This window comes from Halorhabdus utahensis DSM 12940, assembly GCF_000023945.1.
GTDB lineage: Archaea > Halobacteriota > Halobacteria > Halobacteriales > Haloarculaceae > Halorhabdus > Halorhabdus utahensis.
The window spans coordinates 2,170,748-2,187,067 of the sequence record NC_013158.1 but is presented as its reverse complement, the minus strand read 5'-3'; the positions used below and the strand labels follow the sequence as shown (position 1 = coordinate 2,187,067).

Here is a 16,320-nt window from a genome sequence, read left to right as displayed (position 1 = left end):
CTCTAATTTTCCAAGCCGTTCTTCAATACCATCATTTCCCATGGTAATCACCCCTGGTTTAATCCAAACTGCTTGTTTCAACCTAGGCACGAAATACGTCCCCCGGACATTTAATAAGTGTTTTGGACAAGGTAATCTTAAAGTTAAGATGGTTTTTGAATATGAAATAACATTATTGAGAATATTATTATCAGATAATAAATGGAAAAGGGAGTCAAAAACCTGAAGTTAAATATATTGTAAGTAATTAAAATATCACGACATTGCCATTTGAGGAAATGGATTATTTACAGAAAGATCAGTTATGGGTTATCGATATGCATATATCCATTGATAGTTGAGATAAGAACATGGTTGATTGGCGGATTCTCTCCTCCGCGTCATTCCTATTGCTAGCACCCCTGCCATTGTTTGCAAGATATGGACTCTCTGCAGTGCTTTGGACAGTGCCTTTCGTTATACTGGGAATGGCAATCTTAATCCTCTCAATTCTCTGGAGAAAAAGGCCCCGGACAGCATTGGTGATTGGGATCTTTGGGGTCCTTGTTATCGTAGCGAGTTACATAGCTCGTGCGCCCCTTATGGGCGTTTACGGATATGATTCCAATATTACATTATCAATTTTAAAAAGATTATCTGAAAATTCAAGGCTAATGGAGCCGATTTCACATTCGCTGAGGGGATCCGATAAATTGCAGAGCTATCCAATCATGTATATATTGTCACACTCAATGAAAACGACGACAGGGTTGTCATCTCTGATAATCGTAAAATACTCACCAGCTATTATTCTCTCAACACTTCCACTATTTGGTTATGCCGTGACACCATCAAGTCGGCATGGGAAAGTGGCTGGCGCCTCTCTATGGATTGTCCCTACTTTATATTTATCCACCAGTGGTGGGTACGTACCCCAACAATTTTCGTTGGTGTTATTTGGGGTGCTTATCTCCCTAATAGTCAGAGTATATATAAATAATGGCGAAGTATTTCCCTTCCGAGAGGGAGTGATGATAACTATTATTGGAATCGCTATGGTACTTTCTCACTCTCTTACGCCATTTATCACAGGCATTTTGATCATACCATTATTAATATTGTCATATATTAGCGAGAGTAGAGGATTGTTTATTTTTTCATTAATATATACTACAATAATAGCAACAGTTTGGGTCTACAATGAAATTCAAATAATCCTCGTAGGAATCATAGCAGCTCTAATACAGCTATTCGGATCTGAAAGTGGGGCCGCAGTGAGCGTAGGACCTAAACCCGGCCAGATATCAATATATCCCCTGCCAATAACCAGATATCCAGTTGAGTGGTTTGCCATTTTTGGCCGATTGCCATTATTTATGATGCTAGCAGCCAGCGCAACAGTCATATTCAAAAGATATGTCGTTAATAAAGTTCGAGATATCGGTGTTCTCACTATATTTTTGTTTTTCGCCGGGGCTATGGGTGCTTTGTCAGTTACTTTCGGACCTGCCTCAATAAAGCGAGGATGGATATTCGCCTCTTTATTGTCAGCCCCATTAGTAGGTTATCTAACTAGTGATAAAAAAGTGGGGCTGCCTAGCATCACCCGGGTGATTAGATATGCAGTACTAGTTGCCATAATCACCTCAGTTGTACTAATACCCTCGAATACCTTTTCAGAAGAAGTTTCTCCAGAATCAATCACTGGGAGAGATCTTTATCCGGATGAGGAAGTGCATTATTCTACCGGATGGCTTGATGCTCATACGGAACAAACAGCCACGGCAGTAACTGGTACTTGGTTTTTCATGTTTGAAGAGAAATATAGACATCAGACATACCCAAATGAGAAGTGTTATAAAGACATATGTGATAACAAATATATATTTTGGGACGATGAATTTCAAGAGAAATGGGTGAATCAAGATACGGGTTCGTTCCATCAGTTCACAGATGGGGAATCAGTACTAACCACGGAGAGAAATTTGGTATATCACAGCGGAGAATCTGCGATCTTCACGTGAAACGTTGAAGAGAGTGTTGAGATTATTTGAATTAGTAACCTTCAACGATCTCATCGTAGAGTTCAATAGTTTTTTGAGCTGTTTGCTCCCAGGAAAAACTCTTAGCTTGACGGCGGCCAGCCTCAGATAGATTGTCGTATTCGGCCTTGTTCGCGAACAATGACCGAACAGCTTCGATCCACTCATGTTCATCATCAGGATCACAAAGAATAGCGGCGTCACCAACAACTTCCGGAATAGACGTTGTGTTTGCGCAAATGACCGGTGTCCCAACACTCATGGCTTCCAATGGAGGACGTCCAAATCCTTCGTACTTCGAAGGAAACGTAAAGGCAAATGCAGATTGATAAAGTCGCGAAAGCATTTCGATTGATACATGTCCAGTCAATTTTACCTTCTCTACTACCCCATACCGCTTGATTTGCCTCTTGATTCTGAATTTCTGGATTGGATTACCAGGAGAACCAGCTAGTACTACCGAAAATTCATCGGGTAGACGATCTAGAGCTCTGAAAATGACTTCAAGATTTTTCCGAGGAGCCTGAGTTCCAACATATAATAAGTATGGACGTTCTATTTCGAATTCAGCGAGTGCATCAAGTGGTGCAGCTTTGGTATACTTATCTTTATCAATTGATGGATAGATTGTATGTACCGTCTCTTCAGATATATTTGTAGAATCTAATATGTCCATTTTTGTGTGATTGGAGATGGATACGATTGAGTCGGCAGATTCTAGTCCTCGCAATACACGTTCGGTATAGTGGGACAAAAACATATTCCCGTAATTTGTCACAACTGGGATGAGATCATGAACCGTCACGATGACTGGTACAGGCAAGTCATATCCGATTAATGCTGCAGCATCAAACTGAGAAGGCAGATGAAGAATATCAACATCTTCGTCTACATTTCGAAGTGTTTTTCTTATTTTGCGGGGAGTGAGCACGTATGAGGTGAATATCGGAATTTCAATATTCGGCCCTGACGGAGAGATCGGTTTTAGATCAACTGCTTCAAATTGTGAAATACTCTCCGAAAGCTCTTTAGCGAAATTAGGAATCCCGCCACCAGTCTGACCGTCTGTAAGAAACCCAACTTTCATATTACTCAATCCGATTGCTTGGAGGGACAACTTTCCCCTTCCTTCCAAGTATTCCATCTTTTGCCCCCCAAAATAGATCGGTAATTGCACTAAAATCCCGGTGGAGTCCCCTATTCGCTGTTGCTTTAATCAGCCACCAAAAATAAAATAACAAAGATATTTTTGGGAAATAGTCACGGATAAGATGCCACCTATTTCGGCTCTGGTAATACGAAAGATCAAACTTCGAACCGCTACTGCTGGACGCTTTGTGGAATATTTCTACCGATGTATCTGTGACTAAATCGTATCCACTATTGAGTGCCCTAAGTGAAAACTCGGTATCGCTAAACCTTAAGAAATATGAAGGATCTAAAAGGCCGACTCTATCGAATAGTTCGCTCCGTATCATCATGGCACAGCCGGGAATACAATCATTACAAATATACATCTGTAAGTTACATGATTGTTTTGATTTTCCCATATTAGTATGCTGGATTTTTCCAGTAATCCAATCAATAGATCCTTCAGAGAACCACACCAAATGTGTTTCTGGATAGTACGTTACAAGTGGTGAAACTATTCCAACCTGCTCATTAGTTTCCATATATGTCACTAAATTCTTTAGAACATCGTCTTCTTCTGGTACGATGGTGTCGTTATTCAGCAGAAATACATATTCTGCTCCATTTTCCAAAGCAAATTCAATACCAGCATTATTTGCTGCTGGGAAGCCCTCATTCTCATCAAGAGATACATATTTCACATTTTCAAATTTAGACTGTAAACGACTAAGAGAGTTATCAGTTGATCCGTTGTCTACTACAATGATTTGAATGTTTTCGTACGTTGATTTTTGTAATGAGTCTAAGCACTCTGAAGTATCTTCAAAATTATTCCAGTTGATTAAGACGACAGCAGTCAAAGGAGAAGTGGAGGATCCATTATTCGTTGTCATTTATCAAATATCATTGGATGGGGCGCAAAAAAGCTTCCGTATTTAAGTAACCAGTAGAGGGTGAATGATATATCTATTACTCACAATAGCATTAATTCATATAATTGGATTGGTAAACGGTTAAGAAAGGGATAGGAATTTCTGAAAAAGGTCATTTCGTATCGATGGGGATACTAAAACGATTCCCAAATATACCAAAACACCTGCTGCGATGACCGCAAATAACCAAGAAATTGAAGATATATTTAGTGATGATTTGAGGATCATAAGCACTATGCCCATTCCTGCTGATGAGGCAATAATCCACCCAAGTTGCCAGAAGGGTATTTTGATTCTGAGAAATTGCCGAAGGTAATGCCAGTGCAAGGCAGTGTTCACAAGGAACGAAACAGTGGTCGCAACGGCTGCGCCAACGAGACCGAACTGCCAGACGAGGACGACATTCAACACCAGATTTACGCTGATCGTCGCGAGCGTTGCCAGGGCGGCAAGGTCCGGCCGGTCGATCGCCTGTAACGACCGACCGATGACGACGTGAATCGCCTGCAGTATCTTCTCACCCATGAGAACCACGAGGACGATCCCGACGCCCGGAAGTTCGATCTGAAACACCAATTGTAAGATCTCATCCGATAGCACGAGAACCCCGAAGAAAGCGGGCACGACGAACAGTAGCGAATACAGGAGCACGGTCGGCAGTAAATTCTCGATCCGTTCGATAGCCTCCTCGGTGTCCCACCGACTCACCTGTGGGAATATCGTCGTCGCCAGAGCACGACTGAACAACATAACGACCATCGTGACACGCCAGGACACTTCGTATGCGTTGACGTGCGCTTGTGTCAGGAACAAGCCAATGATGACGATATCCATCCAGCTGTAGAAATACCCGCCGACGGAGGAGACGAAGCTAAACTTGCTGTAATCGAACAGCGAGCGAGCGTGAGAGAGTGATGGGCGGGCGGGCCTCGTCGATACTCGGTACCAACCACCGACAAACATGAGCCCGTAGCCGACCGCCAGCCCCCCAACCAGACTTTCGACTCCGAAATCCAAGTACAGGAACCCAACCCCGATGAGGAGCCAGGAGACCTGTCGGACCATTTTGAGCGCGGCTGTTTCACCGACCCGGAGTTCGGCGCGAAGCACACTCAAAGACAGTTGTGCATACTCCCGAAGAAACAGCACTCCGACGAGCATGAGGGCGAAATCTTGCCCAATATAGTCGTTCAGATACCCTCGGAACACCACGACGAGACTGGCAATGCCGACCAGTGGAATGAATTTGAGCAGTAATGCAGCCGATAAATACGAACCCTGATCCGTTCCTTCACTGATCCGCTTTTCGACACCATCGCGAATGCCGAAATTCGACGGGATCGAGAGTAACCCGAGAACGGCTTCGAACAGGAAAAACGAACCGACGAGCGAGCCGCCAAGGATCCGGTTGAAAACGACGACGCCGGTGAAATTCGACAGAGCACCCGTTGCGTTGGCAGCGAATAGTTTGAGACTGGATTTGCCGATGTTCATGCTTCCTCGCCCGGGCCCGTGGAAACCGACGTTATCGTCAAGACTGTCGCCCTCTATGGATGACCGACACAAATGTATTAGTATTCTTCGGATTGCGAACATCCATCATTGTGTCAGCCTGTCACAATCACCGCGCATATGTACGTCTGGGCTAAAAGGAACATGATGGCCGAGAGTGAGATTTTGGAATACGTTGAAGGAGATCATATCGCGTTACTCTCAATTACCTTTTCGGGACACAATGGAGTCGCAAAAGTCATGCGCCGGCAGGCGGAGGTCCTCTCCGAAAACGGATCCGAAGTGACGGTGTATAGTTTCGAATCGGACCTTGCACCGGAAACATACGATGTGATCGAACTCTACGCTCCCGAGAACGACCACCTGAATCGGCTGTATCGGGTTCTCTGGCCGCTCCTCGTACTCCCAGTATTGACGCTGGCTGTGCGTCTGCGAAACTACGACACGATCATTTCTCACAAGTATCCGTTTAACGTTGCCTGTACGCTCGGAGCATGGCTGGGACCGACCTACGTGTATTACGATCACGGTGTCGCCCCGCCGGAGTTGTACGATAATCTGGTCGCCAAGGTGTACAGTAAGCTCATGCGGCGGTTACAGGCTGTGACGGCACGGCCAGCCTCGGCGGTAATAGCGATCAGTGAGTTCGTTGCCGACGAGTTACGTGAAGAGTGGGGGCCACGACCGACTGCGATCATCTACAATTCACCATCTAGTTTCATCCACGAGTACGAACTCGATCTCCGTGACATCCGTTCCTATCATAATATCCCGGCGACTGCACCGGTGATTCTGTTTGTCGGCCGCATTACAAAGCACAAGAACGTCAGCTGCTTGTTAGAGGCACAGAAGAGCGCGATCGACACGGAAGGAACAAAACCATATCTCGTCCTAGTTGGAAAGCCAACGCAGAACAGGTACTACGAGCAAATCAAAGCACAAGCCGGTGAAAACGTTCGATTTGCCGGATATGTAGAAGAGAAGTATCTGACGTCCTACTATGCGCAGGCAGACGTCTACGTCACAGCAAGCCTCTGGGAAGGGTGTAATCTCACGGTCCTCGAAGCCCAACAAATGGAGTTACCCGTCGTGGCGTTTGACGCCGGGGCTCATCCAGAAACAGTAGAAGTACCCCCCGGAAGGTTGGTCCCAGAAGGTGACTGTGAGTTGTTGGGCGAGCAGGTCACTGCAGTGTTGCAATCGGATTGAATTTTGCGATATTACTTGTAACCGAGGGCGTCGAGACGTCGTTCTATTTCTTCCTCAACTTCCGCCCCACTCCCCGGAGCGGATTTCGACTCTGCATGGACCTGACCGAACGAACGTGCGTTATCCCGCAACATGCCCCAATCAATGTCGCAGTTGTTTGCAGACGATTGTTCCGGGTTACTCACGATGCGTCGTTCGTGCTGGATGGTCTCCCTCTGCGTGTCATATTCCAGCAGATGCGAATGGCCACGCTGGTTTGCAGCGATCCGGCGACAGTGCTGGTTGTCATCTTCCCCTCTCGCAGTACTGTAGACAACCCGATCCGATTCGACATCGTCGAAGAGAGATCGACCCGCGAGCTGTTCGTTTGACTGACCAATCCAGTCGAGTATCGTCGGAAGAATGTCAACCGTCGAACAGGCCCCCTGGACGCGCCCAGTCTGTGTCTCCGGCGTCCGCACCAACAGCGGCACCCGTGTTAGCTCGGGATATACGTACCGAGGATGGGCGAACGAATCGTATTCGCCGAACAGATCCCCGTGGTCTGCAGTGATCAGTACCAACGTATCCTCGAGATGATCTCTCCGGTCTAGTTCGGTAATGAACTCTTCAATGAGGGCATCTGTATACAATATTTCACCATCGTAGAGATTCAGGGCTCTGCCTACGTCATCCTCAGAAACGGCTTCACCGCCGGAGAGAGCGTCATATAACTGTTGAGCGTCGCTGTCAGAGATGGGATCCGACCACGTGTTATAGTCTGTCGGTGGATTATAGGGGCCGTGTACGTCCATATAATGATTCCAGAGAAAATACGGCTCTTCGTCCTGAATCGAATCCAACCAGTTCAGTGATCGTTCGTTGATTTCTGAAGCCCGTGCATGATACGACCCCCTGTTGAAAACAAACTTATCGAGAGCACGTTGAATGAGTCCAAGAATTCGATTTTGTCCCAGTCGAAGATCATCGTCGAAAGCCTCAAAATCTCGGTCGTATCCGAAGGCTCGTGAGAGATACGGGTTCGAGTGAAATCCACCACACAAATGTGTGTCAGCAAGATGGCTGGCCACGGTCTCTGCGGAGATCGAATAATCGTCTTCGATTGCCTCGTCAGGATAGGTGCCTGAAAGCAACGATGCCATCGCCTCCCTGGTGTGAGAGCTCGTAGAATAGGTGTTTTCGAACAATATAGACTGTTCAGCAAAGCTGTCTAAAAATGGGGTGGTGGTCCGATCATACCCATAACAGGAGAGATGATCCGCGCGAAGGGCATCTATTGTGAGTAATACAACATTTTTCATCTCTAATCGAATAGAAGTACAGTCAACGAGACGTATGAAACTGATGAATGTCTCTCAAACGGAATTCTCCAAGACGGTTACCTCACGATCCAGACTCTTATCCATGGAATATACCTTGGCAGTCGCCCTTCCATGTTCAGCGACGGAACACCGTCGTTCGTCGTTTTCCAGTAGATCGGTCACTGCAGTGGCCACCTGGTGCGGTGATCTGGTCGGAACAAGACGACCGTTCACTCCATCCTCGATATAGTCCTTCACCCCCCAAGTATCACTGGAGACGACAGCGCACCCGCTCGCCATCGCTTCCAGCGGCGAGATACCGAATCCTTCGTAAATCGTCGGCGTGACGTATATACTGGCATCTCGCAAGAGGCCCTTCTTGTGAGATTCACTCACGTACCCCGGAAAGTTAACACGATCCAGACCCAGATCCCCTGCCAGTTCGTGAAGTTCATCCTCCAGAGGCCCGCTACCCGCTACTGTGAGCGACACCGTCTCGGTCTGCCGCTCGACGTGACGCCATGCGCGGAGAAGATCACCCACCCGCTTGCGTGGTGAGAGCTTCGAGACCGTTACAACTTCCGTGGGTTCGTCGGGCACGTGATACTCAAACTCGTCCGCGTCAATCCCGATCGGATTCTCGATCAAGCGGTTACTGTCCGTATCAAGCAGCGGTTCCAATCGCTCAGCGGTCGACGCTGAGTTCGTGACGAACGTCTCGCCACTGAACAGCCGATACGTTTCCTCACCGATGACGGTTCCAACCTGGACAAGCGGATGATCCTTGCAGTCGAACGCGAGACGACGATACACTGCATGGACTTTGCTGATCACAGGCACTGAGCCATAGAAGTGAGCAAGGTGAAAGGGAAACGGCGACGGGTTGTCATAGACGACGTCAGGTTCGAAAGATCGATACACGCCAGGGTAGTGACGTGGGCCACGGGCGAACAATTCGATCATCGAACGTGTCGGATCGTCTGCGGTCGCGACGAACGAGAAGTCGATGCCGTCGAAGTCAGGCGGTTCGGCGTCCGAAGTCGGATCGGGACAGAAAAAACGGACCTGATGGCCTGCTTGGGCAAACCGCTTGCCGATCTCCCAGATAACCTGCTCGGCACCGCGACCCTCGAACGGCGCTCGTTTGTTGACGATCAGTACGTTCATCGTTCGTTCAGTGACCCGCGGTTCAAGTGTTGTGTCACCAGCACCCTCTCCTCGGGCCCTTCACTTGGGGCTGACGAACCGGTGTGGATAAGAGAGACAAGACAGCCAACGCCTTAGAAATCATTCCAGAATCCACTCACCGTATCCACGTCATGAAAATCGTTCGCGAGAGGCCAAACGCGTACCCGAGCTGTGGTTTCTTGCTCTCGCCGGCGTCACGTTCCTCGATCGTAACGGGGATTTCCTCGATCCGGAGGCCCTGTTTGCGGGCTTCGATGATGAGTTCGGGGGCGCTGAAGCGTTCTTCAGTCAGCGTCAGATCCTCGAGCATCGTCCCGCGGATGGCGCGGTAGCCGTTGGTACAGTCGGTGATCGAGGACTTCGTCAGGACGTTGATAGCGCGGGTGAAGAACTGAATGCCGGCCTCACGAACGGTGCCGTTGCCGGACTGGTCGACGCCGAGGTATCGCGATCCCATGACGTAATCCGCGCGATCCTGGACGATGGGTTCGATCAGGGTTTCGAGTTCCTCGGCGGGATGCTGGCCGTCGGCGTCCATCGTGACGACGATGGCGGCGTCGTTCTCGATCGCGACTTCGAACCCGGTCTTGAGCGCGCCGCCCTGGCCCTGGTTGACGTGGTGTTTGACCACCATCGCCCCGTTGGTCCGGGCCTGGTGGGCGGTGTCGTCCGCGGAGCCATCACAGACCACGATTGGCTCGACGTCGTACCCGTGAGTCTGCTCGGGAAGTGACCGAACGACGGAGCCGATGGTGTCGGCCTCGTTGTACGCGGGGATGACGACGGAGATCTGTTCGACACCGCCGTCGGCCTGAGGGGCCTGTGCGACCGAGAGTTGTCGATTGAGCCTGGTCAGATCCCCTCGCAGATCCCGGATCCGATTGATGACGTACATGAACAGGACGATGAAGACGACGTTGGCAATCAACGAGGCGACGACGAATCGCTTCTGGATGTTCAACAGCCCCCCGACAGTGTAGAAGATGCCCGGCGCGACCACGAAGGCTGCCAGACCGGACGAGACGACGACAGCGATGAACAGGTCAGTCTTGACGAACCGCGTCCGATAGCGCTCCAACCCCCACAACAGTACCGACAGTGCCGCACCGAGGAACAACACTTGTGTTGGGGAGATCATAGGTGTTTGTCCTCCGTCGTGATCGATTCAATAGTCGGGGATGGCAAGTCATGTAGGGGTGGGTAAGGCAACCGTATAATTCTTTTGATCCAACATGATTGACCAGTTGTATTGATAGTATATATAGGACAGGACGTATGGCCAATCAGTAATCTTTATTGACAATACTGAGCGGAGAAATGATCGATCAGTTGTATTGGTGGTGGATATCGAACGAGAACCTGCTGTGGCGTTCCGAGTGGCGGAGCGCACGAAAACACCGAGAACGACGCGAAGCGGCTTCGAGAGTGGTTATTCCGTGTGCACGAATGAGTGTGGCGGATCGTCACGACCTCGATCGCGTCGAGCGGACCGTCACTCGATCGTGAGCGTGGCCGTCGTGTCGACAGTTTTCCCGTCCGGGTCCGTTCCCGAGACGAGCAGGCTGTATTTCCCACCCACGTATCGCTCGGGAAGCGAGAGCGTCAACGAGGGCGACGCCGAGTTCTGGACGGAACTGTAGTCGATATCTACCCTCCCAGCGTTGGTGATATCATCAGCGACGGTCCCACCGGTGGCGGAGTTTACGAGATTCCAATCGGACCAGAGCTTCTCAATCGAGAGAAGATCGACTTTCTGTGCCGAGAGGGAGAGTTGGGCCTGCCCGCCGACGGGAACGTTCTTCTCGGCGCTGGCTTCGAGAGCGATCGGGAGAGAGCCCCCATCGTCGATCTCGAACCAATTTTCATCTTCGTAGATATTTCCTTGTTCATCGACAGCCCAAACCCGAAGTTCGAAAGTCTCGCCTTCAGGGAACTCCGACGGGATTGTCAAAGAGAAGGTGCCCGAACCATCGATCAGCGTTCCGAATGTCTTTGTTGTCTGGTATGGCCCCTCCGAGAAGGCGATCCCCGACAGTGACACATCCTCGGGAACACTGAAGGTGAATTCAGCCGTTCGCCCGGCCACGATAGTGTCATCTGTGGATACTGTCCCTGGCCCTTCCGAAAATGTAATTGGCCCCCCAGTCCCGCTATCATACTGAGTTATATCAGTGACGCCAGACCAAAATTCCACGTCTTCGGGCACTTGCACGGACATTTCGTCAGTTCCATCGCTCCCAGATACTAATTTCCCCGTCTCGAAGGATCCGCATTGTCCACTTTGATAAACCGCATCGAAGTAGTACTCGATTCCTTCGACCGCATCTCCGGTCGCGTTGTTAGTGACATTAATCCTATAGGGTTCTGTCGTTCCCGGGACTACATCTGGGTAATTGAAACTAATGTCGTATCGTTGAATATTCGCCCAAATAGAGTCGGTATATGTCGTCCCATTATATGTCATGCCGACGCTGCCTTGCAATTGGGACGCATCAGGGGCGTTCTCAGGAAGAGGAATATTCACAGAGGTAGTCCCGTCATTGCCCGTCGTGACAGTCGTCGAAAAGGCAGGAGGTCCCTGATAGTCGTATCTGAGAAATACGTCGATTGGTTCTTCCGAGATTGCTGTTCCATCGTCTATAGCTTCAATATCAATTGTAACTGTTTCGCCCGGAACTTTGTCTCCCCAGTCCGCCTTACTGCCAGATAGTTGAACCGGATCCGGGTCACCACCGCCGCCCTCAGACGATTCGTTCAATCTGATATAATCGAACTCAAGCGAAATTGGTTCGCCATCGTCTGTTTCCGCTCTCGCTTCGAGATTGTGGGCACCGATATCGGAAGGCACATCGTAATCTACTGTAAAAAACCCGCCGTTGTTCGTCGTGACTGTCTGCTCGGTGAGGAGATTCTCTTCGGCCACGTCGCCAGCATATATTGACATTACAATGTCAAAATTTGACACGTGTCCATTCGAAGTATACACGTATCCACCATATGTGGAGGTAGAGCCGACGAGCGCTTGTCTGAGATCGAAATACCCTCCCCCAATATACTCAACCACATTAACGGTTGTAGATTCGACTGTGAACCCGTTTCGAATCGCTTTAATCTGATACATCCCCTTTTCATCGGGCGTAAATGAGATCTGTGCGAATCCATCCGCGTCGGTCAGGACTGTCGATTCTTTCACCGCATTACCGTTGCGTGTCACGCGGAGCGTGAGTTCGACGTCCTGAACGCCCGTAGCAGCCTCATGTACCAGAAACGCGAAGGTCGTCTCTTTACCGACGAAAACGCCATTACTCACCCCATCTGTCGTGGCCATAACCTCAATCGTTCCTACCTCGACCGTTATCGACGTACTTGTCTCGTTGCTGTCGGTAACTGTCACGTCGTAGCTTCCGTCTCCGCGATTAGACGCCGAAAGATCGTAGTCGACCGATGCACTCCCGTGTTTGTCGGTCTGCGCGATGAAAGACTCCGTCGTCCCGTCGGGACGCGTGACGGTAATGTCCAGTTGCTCGTCGGCAATTCCGACCGGAACTTCGCTACTATCGTCGTACGCGCCGGCCCATATCGTCGCGTTCACACTCGAGGGAAGTGGTCCAGCGCTGTGCTGTCTCGGTCCAGAGACGAGCACCGCAACGCTCCCGGTGGCCGCAGTCTGGAAGTCGGCAGTTGTCGCCTCGCGGTCACTCCCGGTCGATTCGGCCGTTGGATCCTGAACGACGCGCCGATTTCCGTCTTCGTCTTCGACAACGTACGCGCCCGAGTCGGCTGGTTGCTGTGCGTCCGAAACGTCACCGTTTGATAATTTCCCACCCATGGGTAAGCTATCTGGTAACCAGACATCACGGCACCTACTAAATATATTCGGTTCACATAACGATAACGAAAATTCGTTTGAGCAAAACTGTGTGGTCGCAGTAACGCGTTTCTTGGCGATGGCGGTGATTAAACTACATGTCTAGCGGTGGACTGTCAACGAACAGTAACTGGACACTCTCGGCGGTGGGACAGAACGTTAATGAGAGTCCCAATGCTGGGAGCCCACATGGAAACGGGCCGCGACGAGGTCGAGTCGTTCCTCGAAGCCAATCCAGAGCTGGAAGCCGAACTCGAGGCACTCCTCACAATCGACGCCCGCGGCCCGTGGGAGTTCGACGACATCCCGCTCGATTCAGGCGCGTTCGGTGAATGCGTGTCCCGGGGGATCGCGGTCGAACACGACGACGGGGGCTATCGCCTCGCCAACCCTGACGCGGTGCGGGCCGCACTCGACCACGACGTCGATTCCGCGGCCGAGTCCGAACAGTCGTCCAGGATCCCGGACGTCAATGTTACACTCGATGTCCCGCGGGAAACGGTGCTGGCCTTGCTCGGCGCCCTCTCGCTACTCGTCGCATTCCGTGTGGTCTTCGTCTACCAGGGAGTTTTCCGGGAGGTGATCACGCTGCTGGGGAACGACCCGTACAAGCGACTGTACTGGGTCGAACAGCTCCAGGCGTTCCCGGCATTCGATCCAGGTGCGCTCGGCTCGATTCCGGAGGGCGTCCGCCTCACGGGTGATACGATGATGCTCGTGACGCTCTGGTGGGTGTCAGAGCTGTTCGGTGGGACCCCGGCGGCGGCTCGCGTTACGCTCGCGATCTATCCGGTCGTCGCTGCCGTCGTGACTGGGCTGTTCGTCTACGCGACGACGAAGCTCCTGACGGACGACATTCGGATCGCGCTTGCGAGTGTGCTCATGCTCGCGGTGACGCCCATCAACGGATACCGGATGGCACTCGGGTTCGGCGATCATCACGCCTTCGATTACGTCTGGATCGCGCTGACAGTGCTGCTCGTCGTCTGGTGGGAACGCTCGGCCGACGGGATGGCCACTGGCCCGATCCGGAACCGACTCCGGTCGCGACGCTTGTGGGTAGCCATAGCAGCACTCGGGGGCACGCTTGCGGTCCAGACGATGAGCTGGGTCGGTTCCCCGATGGTGTTGGTCCCCTTCGGTCTGCTGATGTTCGTTCGGGGGGCAGTTGCGTTCCGGCAGTCGCGTTCTCCGGCAGTTGCGGCACTGCCGTACCTCGGCGGAATCGGCGTCGCCAGCACGATCGTCGGCACAATGCATCTCGCGTTCGGGTGGTTGCCGGTCTCGCGGGTGATCGTGCCGCTAGCCGTGTTCGTCCTCGGGGCGGGAGCAGTCGGGTACTTCGAGGCCTGTCGGTCACTATCGTTGTCAGCGACAGTGACGGTGGCAAGTAGTGTCGTCTTCTCGGTAGTTGGGACGGTCGGGTTCGCCCTCGTTGGACCCGGAATGGACGCCGTCGTCGAACGAGCAGTTGGGTTGTTCAGGGGGAAACAGATCGCGGAGTCAGCCGGTCTGTTCAGTGCCGAATCCGGACTGGTCGTCCAGCCGATCCTGTTCTTCGGATTCGTGCTGTTTCTCGCGTTGCCGTTCATCGTCCTCGGCGCGTGGCACGTCTTCGAGAACAACGACCCACGCTGGACGGCACCCGTGGTCTATGCGGTGTACTTCCTGTTCTGGGCTGGCGTGAAAGTTCGGTTCGGGGGGCCGCTGACCATATTCACGGCAATCTTTGGCGGCATCGGGTTCGTCAAAGCTGCCGCATGGGTCGACCTTGCCAGGCCAGTCACCAGCTTCACCGAGAAAACGCCGATCGCCCGTTTCGAACGACCCGAGGGCGGGCAGCTGGTGTCGCTGTTCCTGCTGTTTCTGCTGGTGGGTAGTCTCGGGATGGTCCAGCTCCCCATCAAGCAAAGTCAACTCGTCGTTTCCGAGGATACCTACGAGACGGCACAGTGGATCGACGGCTACAGCGACGAACGGAACCTGGAGTATCCCGAAAACGGCGTCTTCACCGGGTGGAGTTCGACGCGCATCTACAATTACTTCGTGAACGGCCACGCGGACTCCTACTGGTTCGAACAACAGTATTTCGAGTCGTTCCTCGGGTCGACTACTCCGGACGCGTGGTACGAGCGACTGCGGGACCGGTACGGGTTCGTCGTCTACAGCAGGCCGATGAATGGGTCGAGCGGCCCGACCGTCGAAAGACAGCTGGAAACCGGGGACTCCACGCCGGGTTTCGCCCAGTATCGTCTGGTCCATACGAGCGGTCCGAAACGGGTGTTTCAGCTGGTCGAAGGAGCGACGATCGTCGGGATCGACCGGACCAGTGACACCGTCACGGCCGAGACGAGTCCGACCGTTTCGGGGAAATCCCATACCTACGAGCGGAACGCAGCACCCAACCCCTACGGAACGTATGCGGTGACCGTCCCGTACCCTGGATCGTATTCGATCGCCGGCGACCAGGTCGACGTTGCTGCCTCCGCCGTCGAGAACGGGACCAGAGTGGTACGCCACGCCAGAGACGGGCTTGCCCACTGGCCCTTCGATGCGACCGACGGAACCGTCGCCTACGACCGGGTCGGCGGCATTCAGGGGGACATATCGAACGCGACGGTAGCCGAAAACGGCGTCAACGGCACTGCCCTCGAATTCACCCGCGAGAACGACAGCCAGGTCCGGGCGGCCGTCGAGTCGCCCCCGGAGTTCACGGTAAGCATGTGGCTCAAGCCCCAGGCGCTGGACACGACCGAGGCGAACGATTATCGCATCCTGGCGCGGAGTGGACGCGGACTGGTGCTCAACGTCGAGGAGAGTGGACGCCTTACCTTCCGGCTGCCGGGAACTGACGCGAAGGCACTGGGTGGTGGGTCCGTCCCGGTCGGCAACTGGACGCACGTGGCCGCGACCTACGACGGCAGCCAGCGAACGCTGTATGTCGACGGGGCGGCCGTTGCGACCGACACCGTCGATGTCGGGCCTCCCTCCTGGGGTGGGCAACTGACGTTCGGCGGAGGTGGTGACCCGACGCATACGTTCGACGGGACGATCGACGAGATCCGGCTCTATGAGCGTGCGTTGAACGACACGGAACTTTCGGCCCAGGCAGTACAGTCCCGGAACGATCAGTGAAAATCACCGACTTGTCGTCGTTG

General features: G+C 52.1%; 10 protein-coding genes. 3 read left to right on the top strand and 7 right to left on the bottom strand.

From position 1 onward, the window contains the following. Positions 1-350 precede the first annotated feature (350 nt). The gene (locus tag HUTA_RS15330; protein WP_015789878.1) at positions 351-2,003 is read left to right on the top strand and encodes a hypothetical protein; all 1,653 of its coding nucleotides are present in this window, start codon (positions 351-353) and stop codon (positions 2,001-2,003) included. 31 nt (positions 2,004-2,034) lie between these two features. Here HUTA_RS15330 and HUTA_RS15155 read toward each other — a convergent pair whose 3' ends face one another. The 3 genes from HUTA_RS15155 to HUTA_RS10465 all read right to left on the bottom strand — a co-directional run bounded on the left by HUTA_RS15155 (position 2,035) and on the right by HUTA_RS10465 (position 5,578). After that, positions 2,035-3,165, bottom strand: a complete 1,131-nt coding sequence (locus HUTA_RS15155; protein WP_079891707.1) for a glycosyltransferase family 4 protein — start codon at positions 3,163-3,165, stop codon at positions 2,035-2,037. After that, complete coding sequence (locus HUTA_RS15150) at positions 3,110-4,045, bottom strand: glycosyltransferase family 2 protein (RefSeq protein ID WP_015789876.1); 936 nt, start codon at positions 4,043-4,045, stop codon at positions 3,110-3,112. Before HUTA_RS15150 ends, HUTA_RS15155 begins: the two co-directional genes overlap by 56 nt. A gap of 120 nt (positions 4,046-4,165) precedes the next feature. Next, on the bottom strand, positions 4,166-5,578 hold the full coding sequence (locus HUTA_RS10465; RefSeq protein WP_015789875.1) for an oligosaccharide flippase family protein: 1,413 nt from the start codon (positions 5,576-5,578) through the stop codon (positions 4,166-4,168). A gap of 165 nt (positions 5,579-5,743) precedes the next feature. Between HUTA_RS10465 and HUTA_RS10460 the strand changes: the two genes are divergently transcribed. Beyond that, positions 5,744-6,805, top strand: a complete 1,062-nt coding sequence (locus HUTA_RS10460; RefSeq protein ID WP_169304896.1) for a glycosyltransferase family 4 protein — start codon at positions 5,744-5,746, stop codon at positions 6,803-6,805. 11 nt (positions 6,806-6,816) lie between these two features. On the opposite strand, the gene HUTA_RS10455 is transcribed toward HUTA_RS10460, so the two are convergent. From HUTA_RS10455 to HUTA_RS10435, 4 genes are all read right to left on the bottom strand, one after another. Next, positions 6,817-8,106, bottom strand: a complete 1,290-nt coding sequence (locus HUTA_RS10455) for a sulfatase (protein WP_015789873.1) — start codon at positions 8,104-8,106, stop codon at positions 6,817-6,819. Positions 8,107-8,160: 54 nt separating this feature from the next. Next, positions 8,161-9,273 carry a glycosyltransferase family 4 protein gene (locus HUTA_RS10450; protein WP_015789872.1) on the bottom strand — a complete coding sequence of 371 codons (1,113 nt, stop codon included), beginning with the start codon at positions 9,271-9,273 and terminating at the stop codon, positions 8,161-8,163. Between the two features lie 136 nt (positions 9,274-9,409). Further along, on the bottom strand, positions 9,410-10,432 hold the full coding sequence (locus HUTA_RS10445; RefSeq protein WP_015789871.1) for a DUF2304 family protein: 1,023 nt from the start codon (positions 10,430-10,432) through the stop codon (positions 9,410-9,412). A gap of 354 nt (positions 10,433-10,786) precedes the next feature. Further along, the gene (locus HUTA_RS10435) at positions 10,787-13,123 is read right to left on the bottom strand and encodes a hypothetical protein (protein ID WP_015789870.1); all 2,337 of its coding nucleotides are present in this window, start codon (positions 13,121-13,123) and stop codon (positions 10,787-10,789) included. Between the two features lie 228 nt (positions 13,124-13,351). On the opposite strand from HUTA_RS10435, the gene HUTA_RS10430 reads away from it, so the two are divergent. Next, positions 13,352-16,297, top strand: a complete 2,946-nt coding sequence (locus HUTA_RS10430) for a LamG-like jellyroll fold domain-containing protein (RefSeq protein WP_015789869.1) — start codon at positions 13,352-13,354, stop codon at positions 16,295-16,297. Positions 16,298-16,320: the final 23 nt, after the last annotated feature.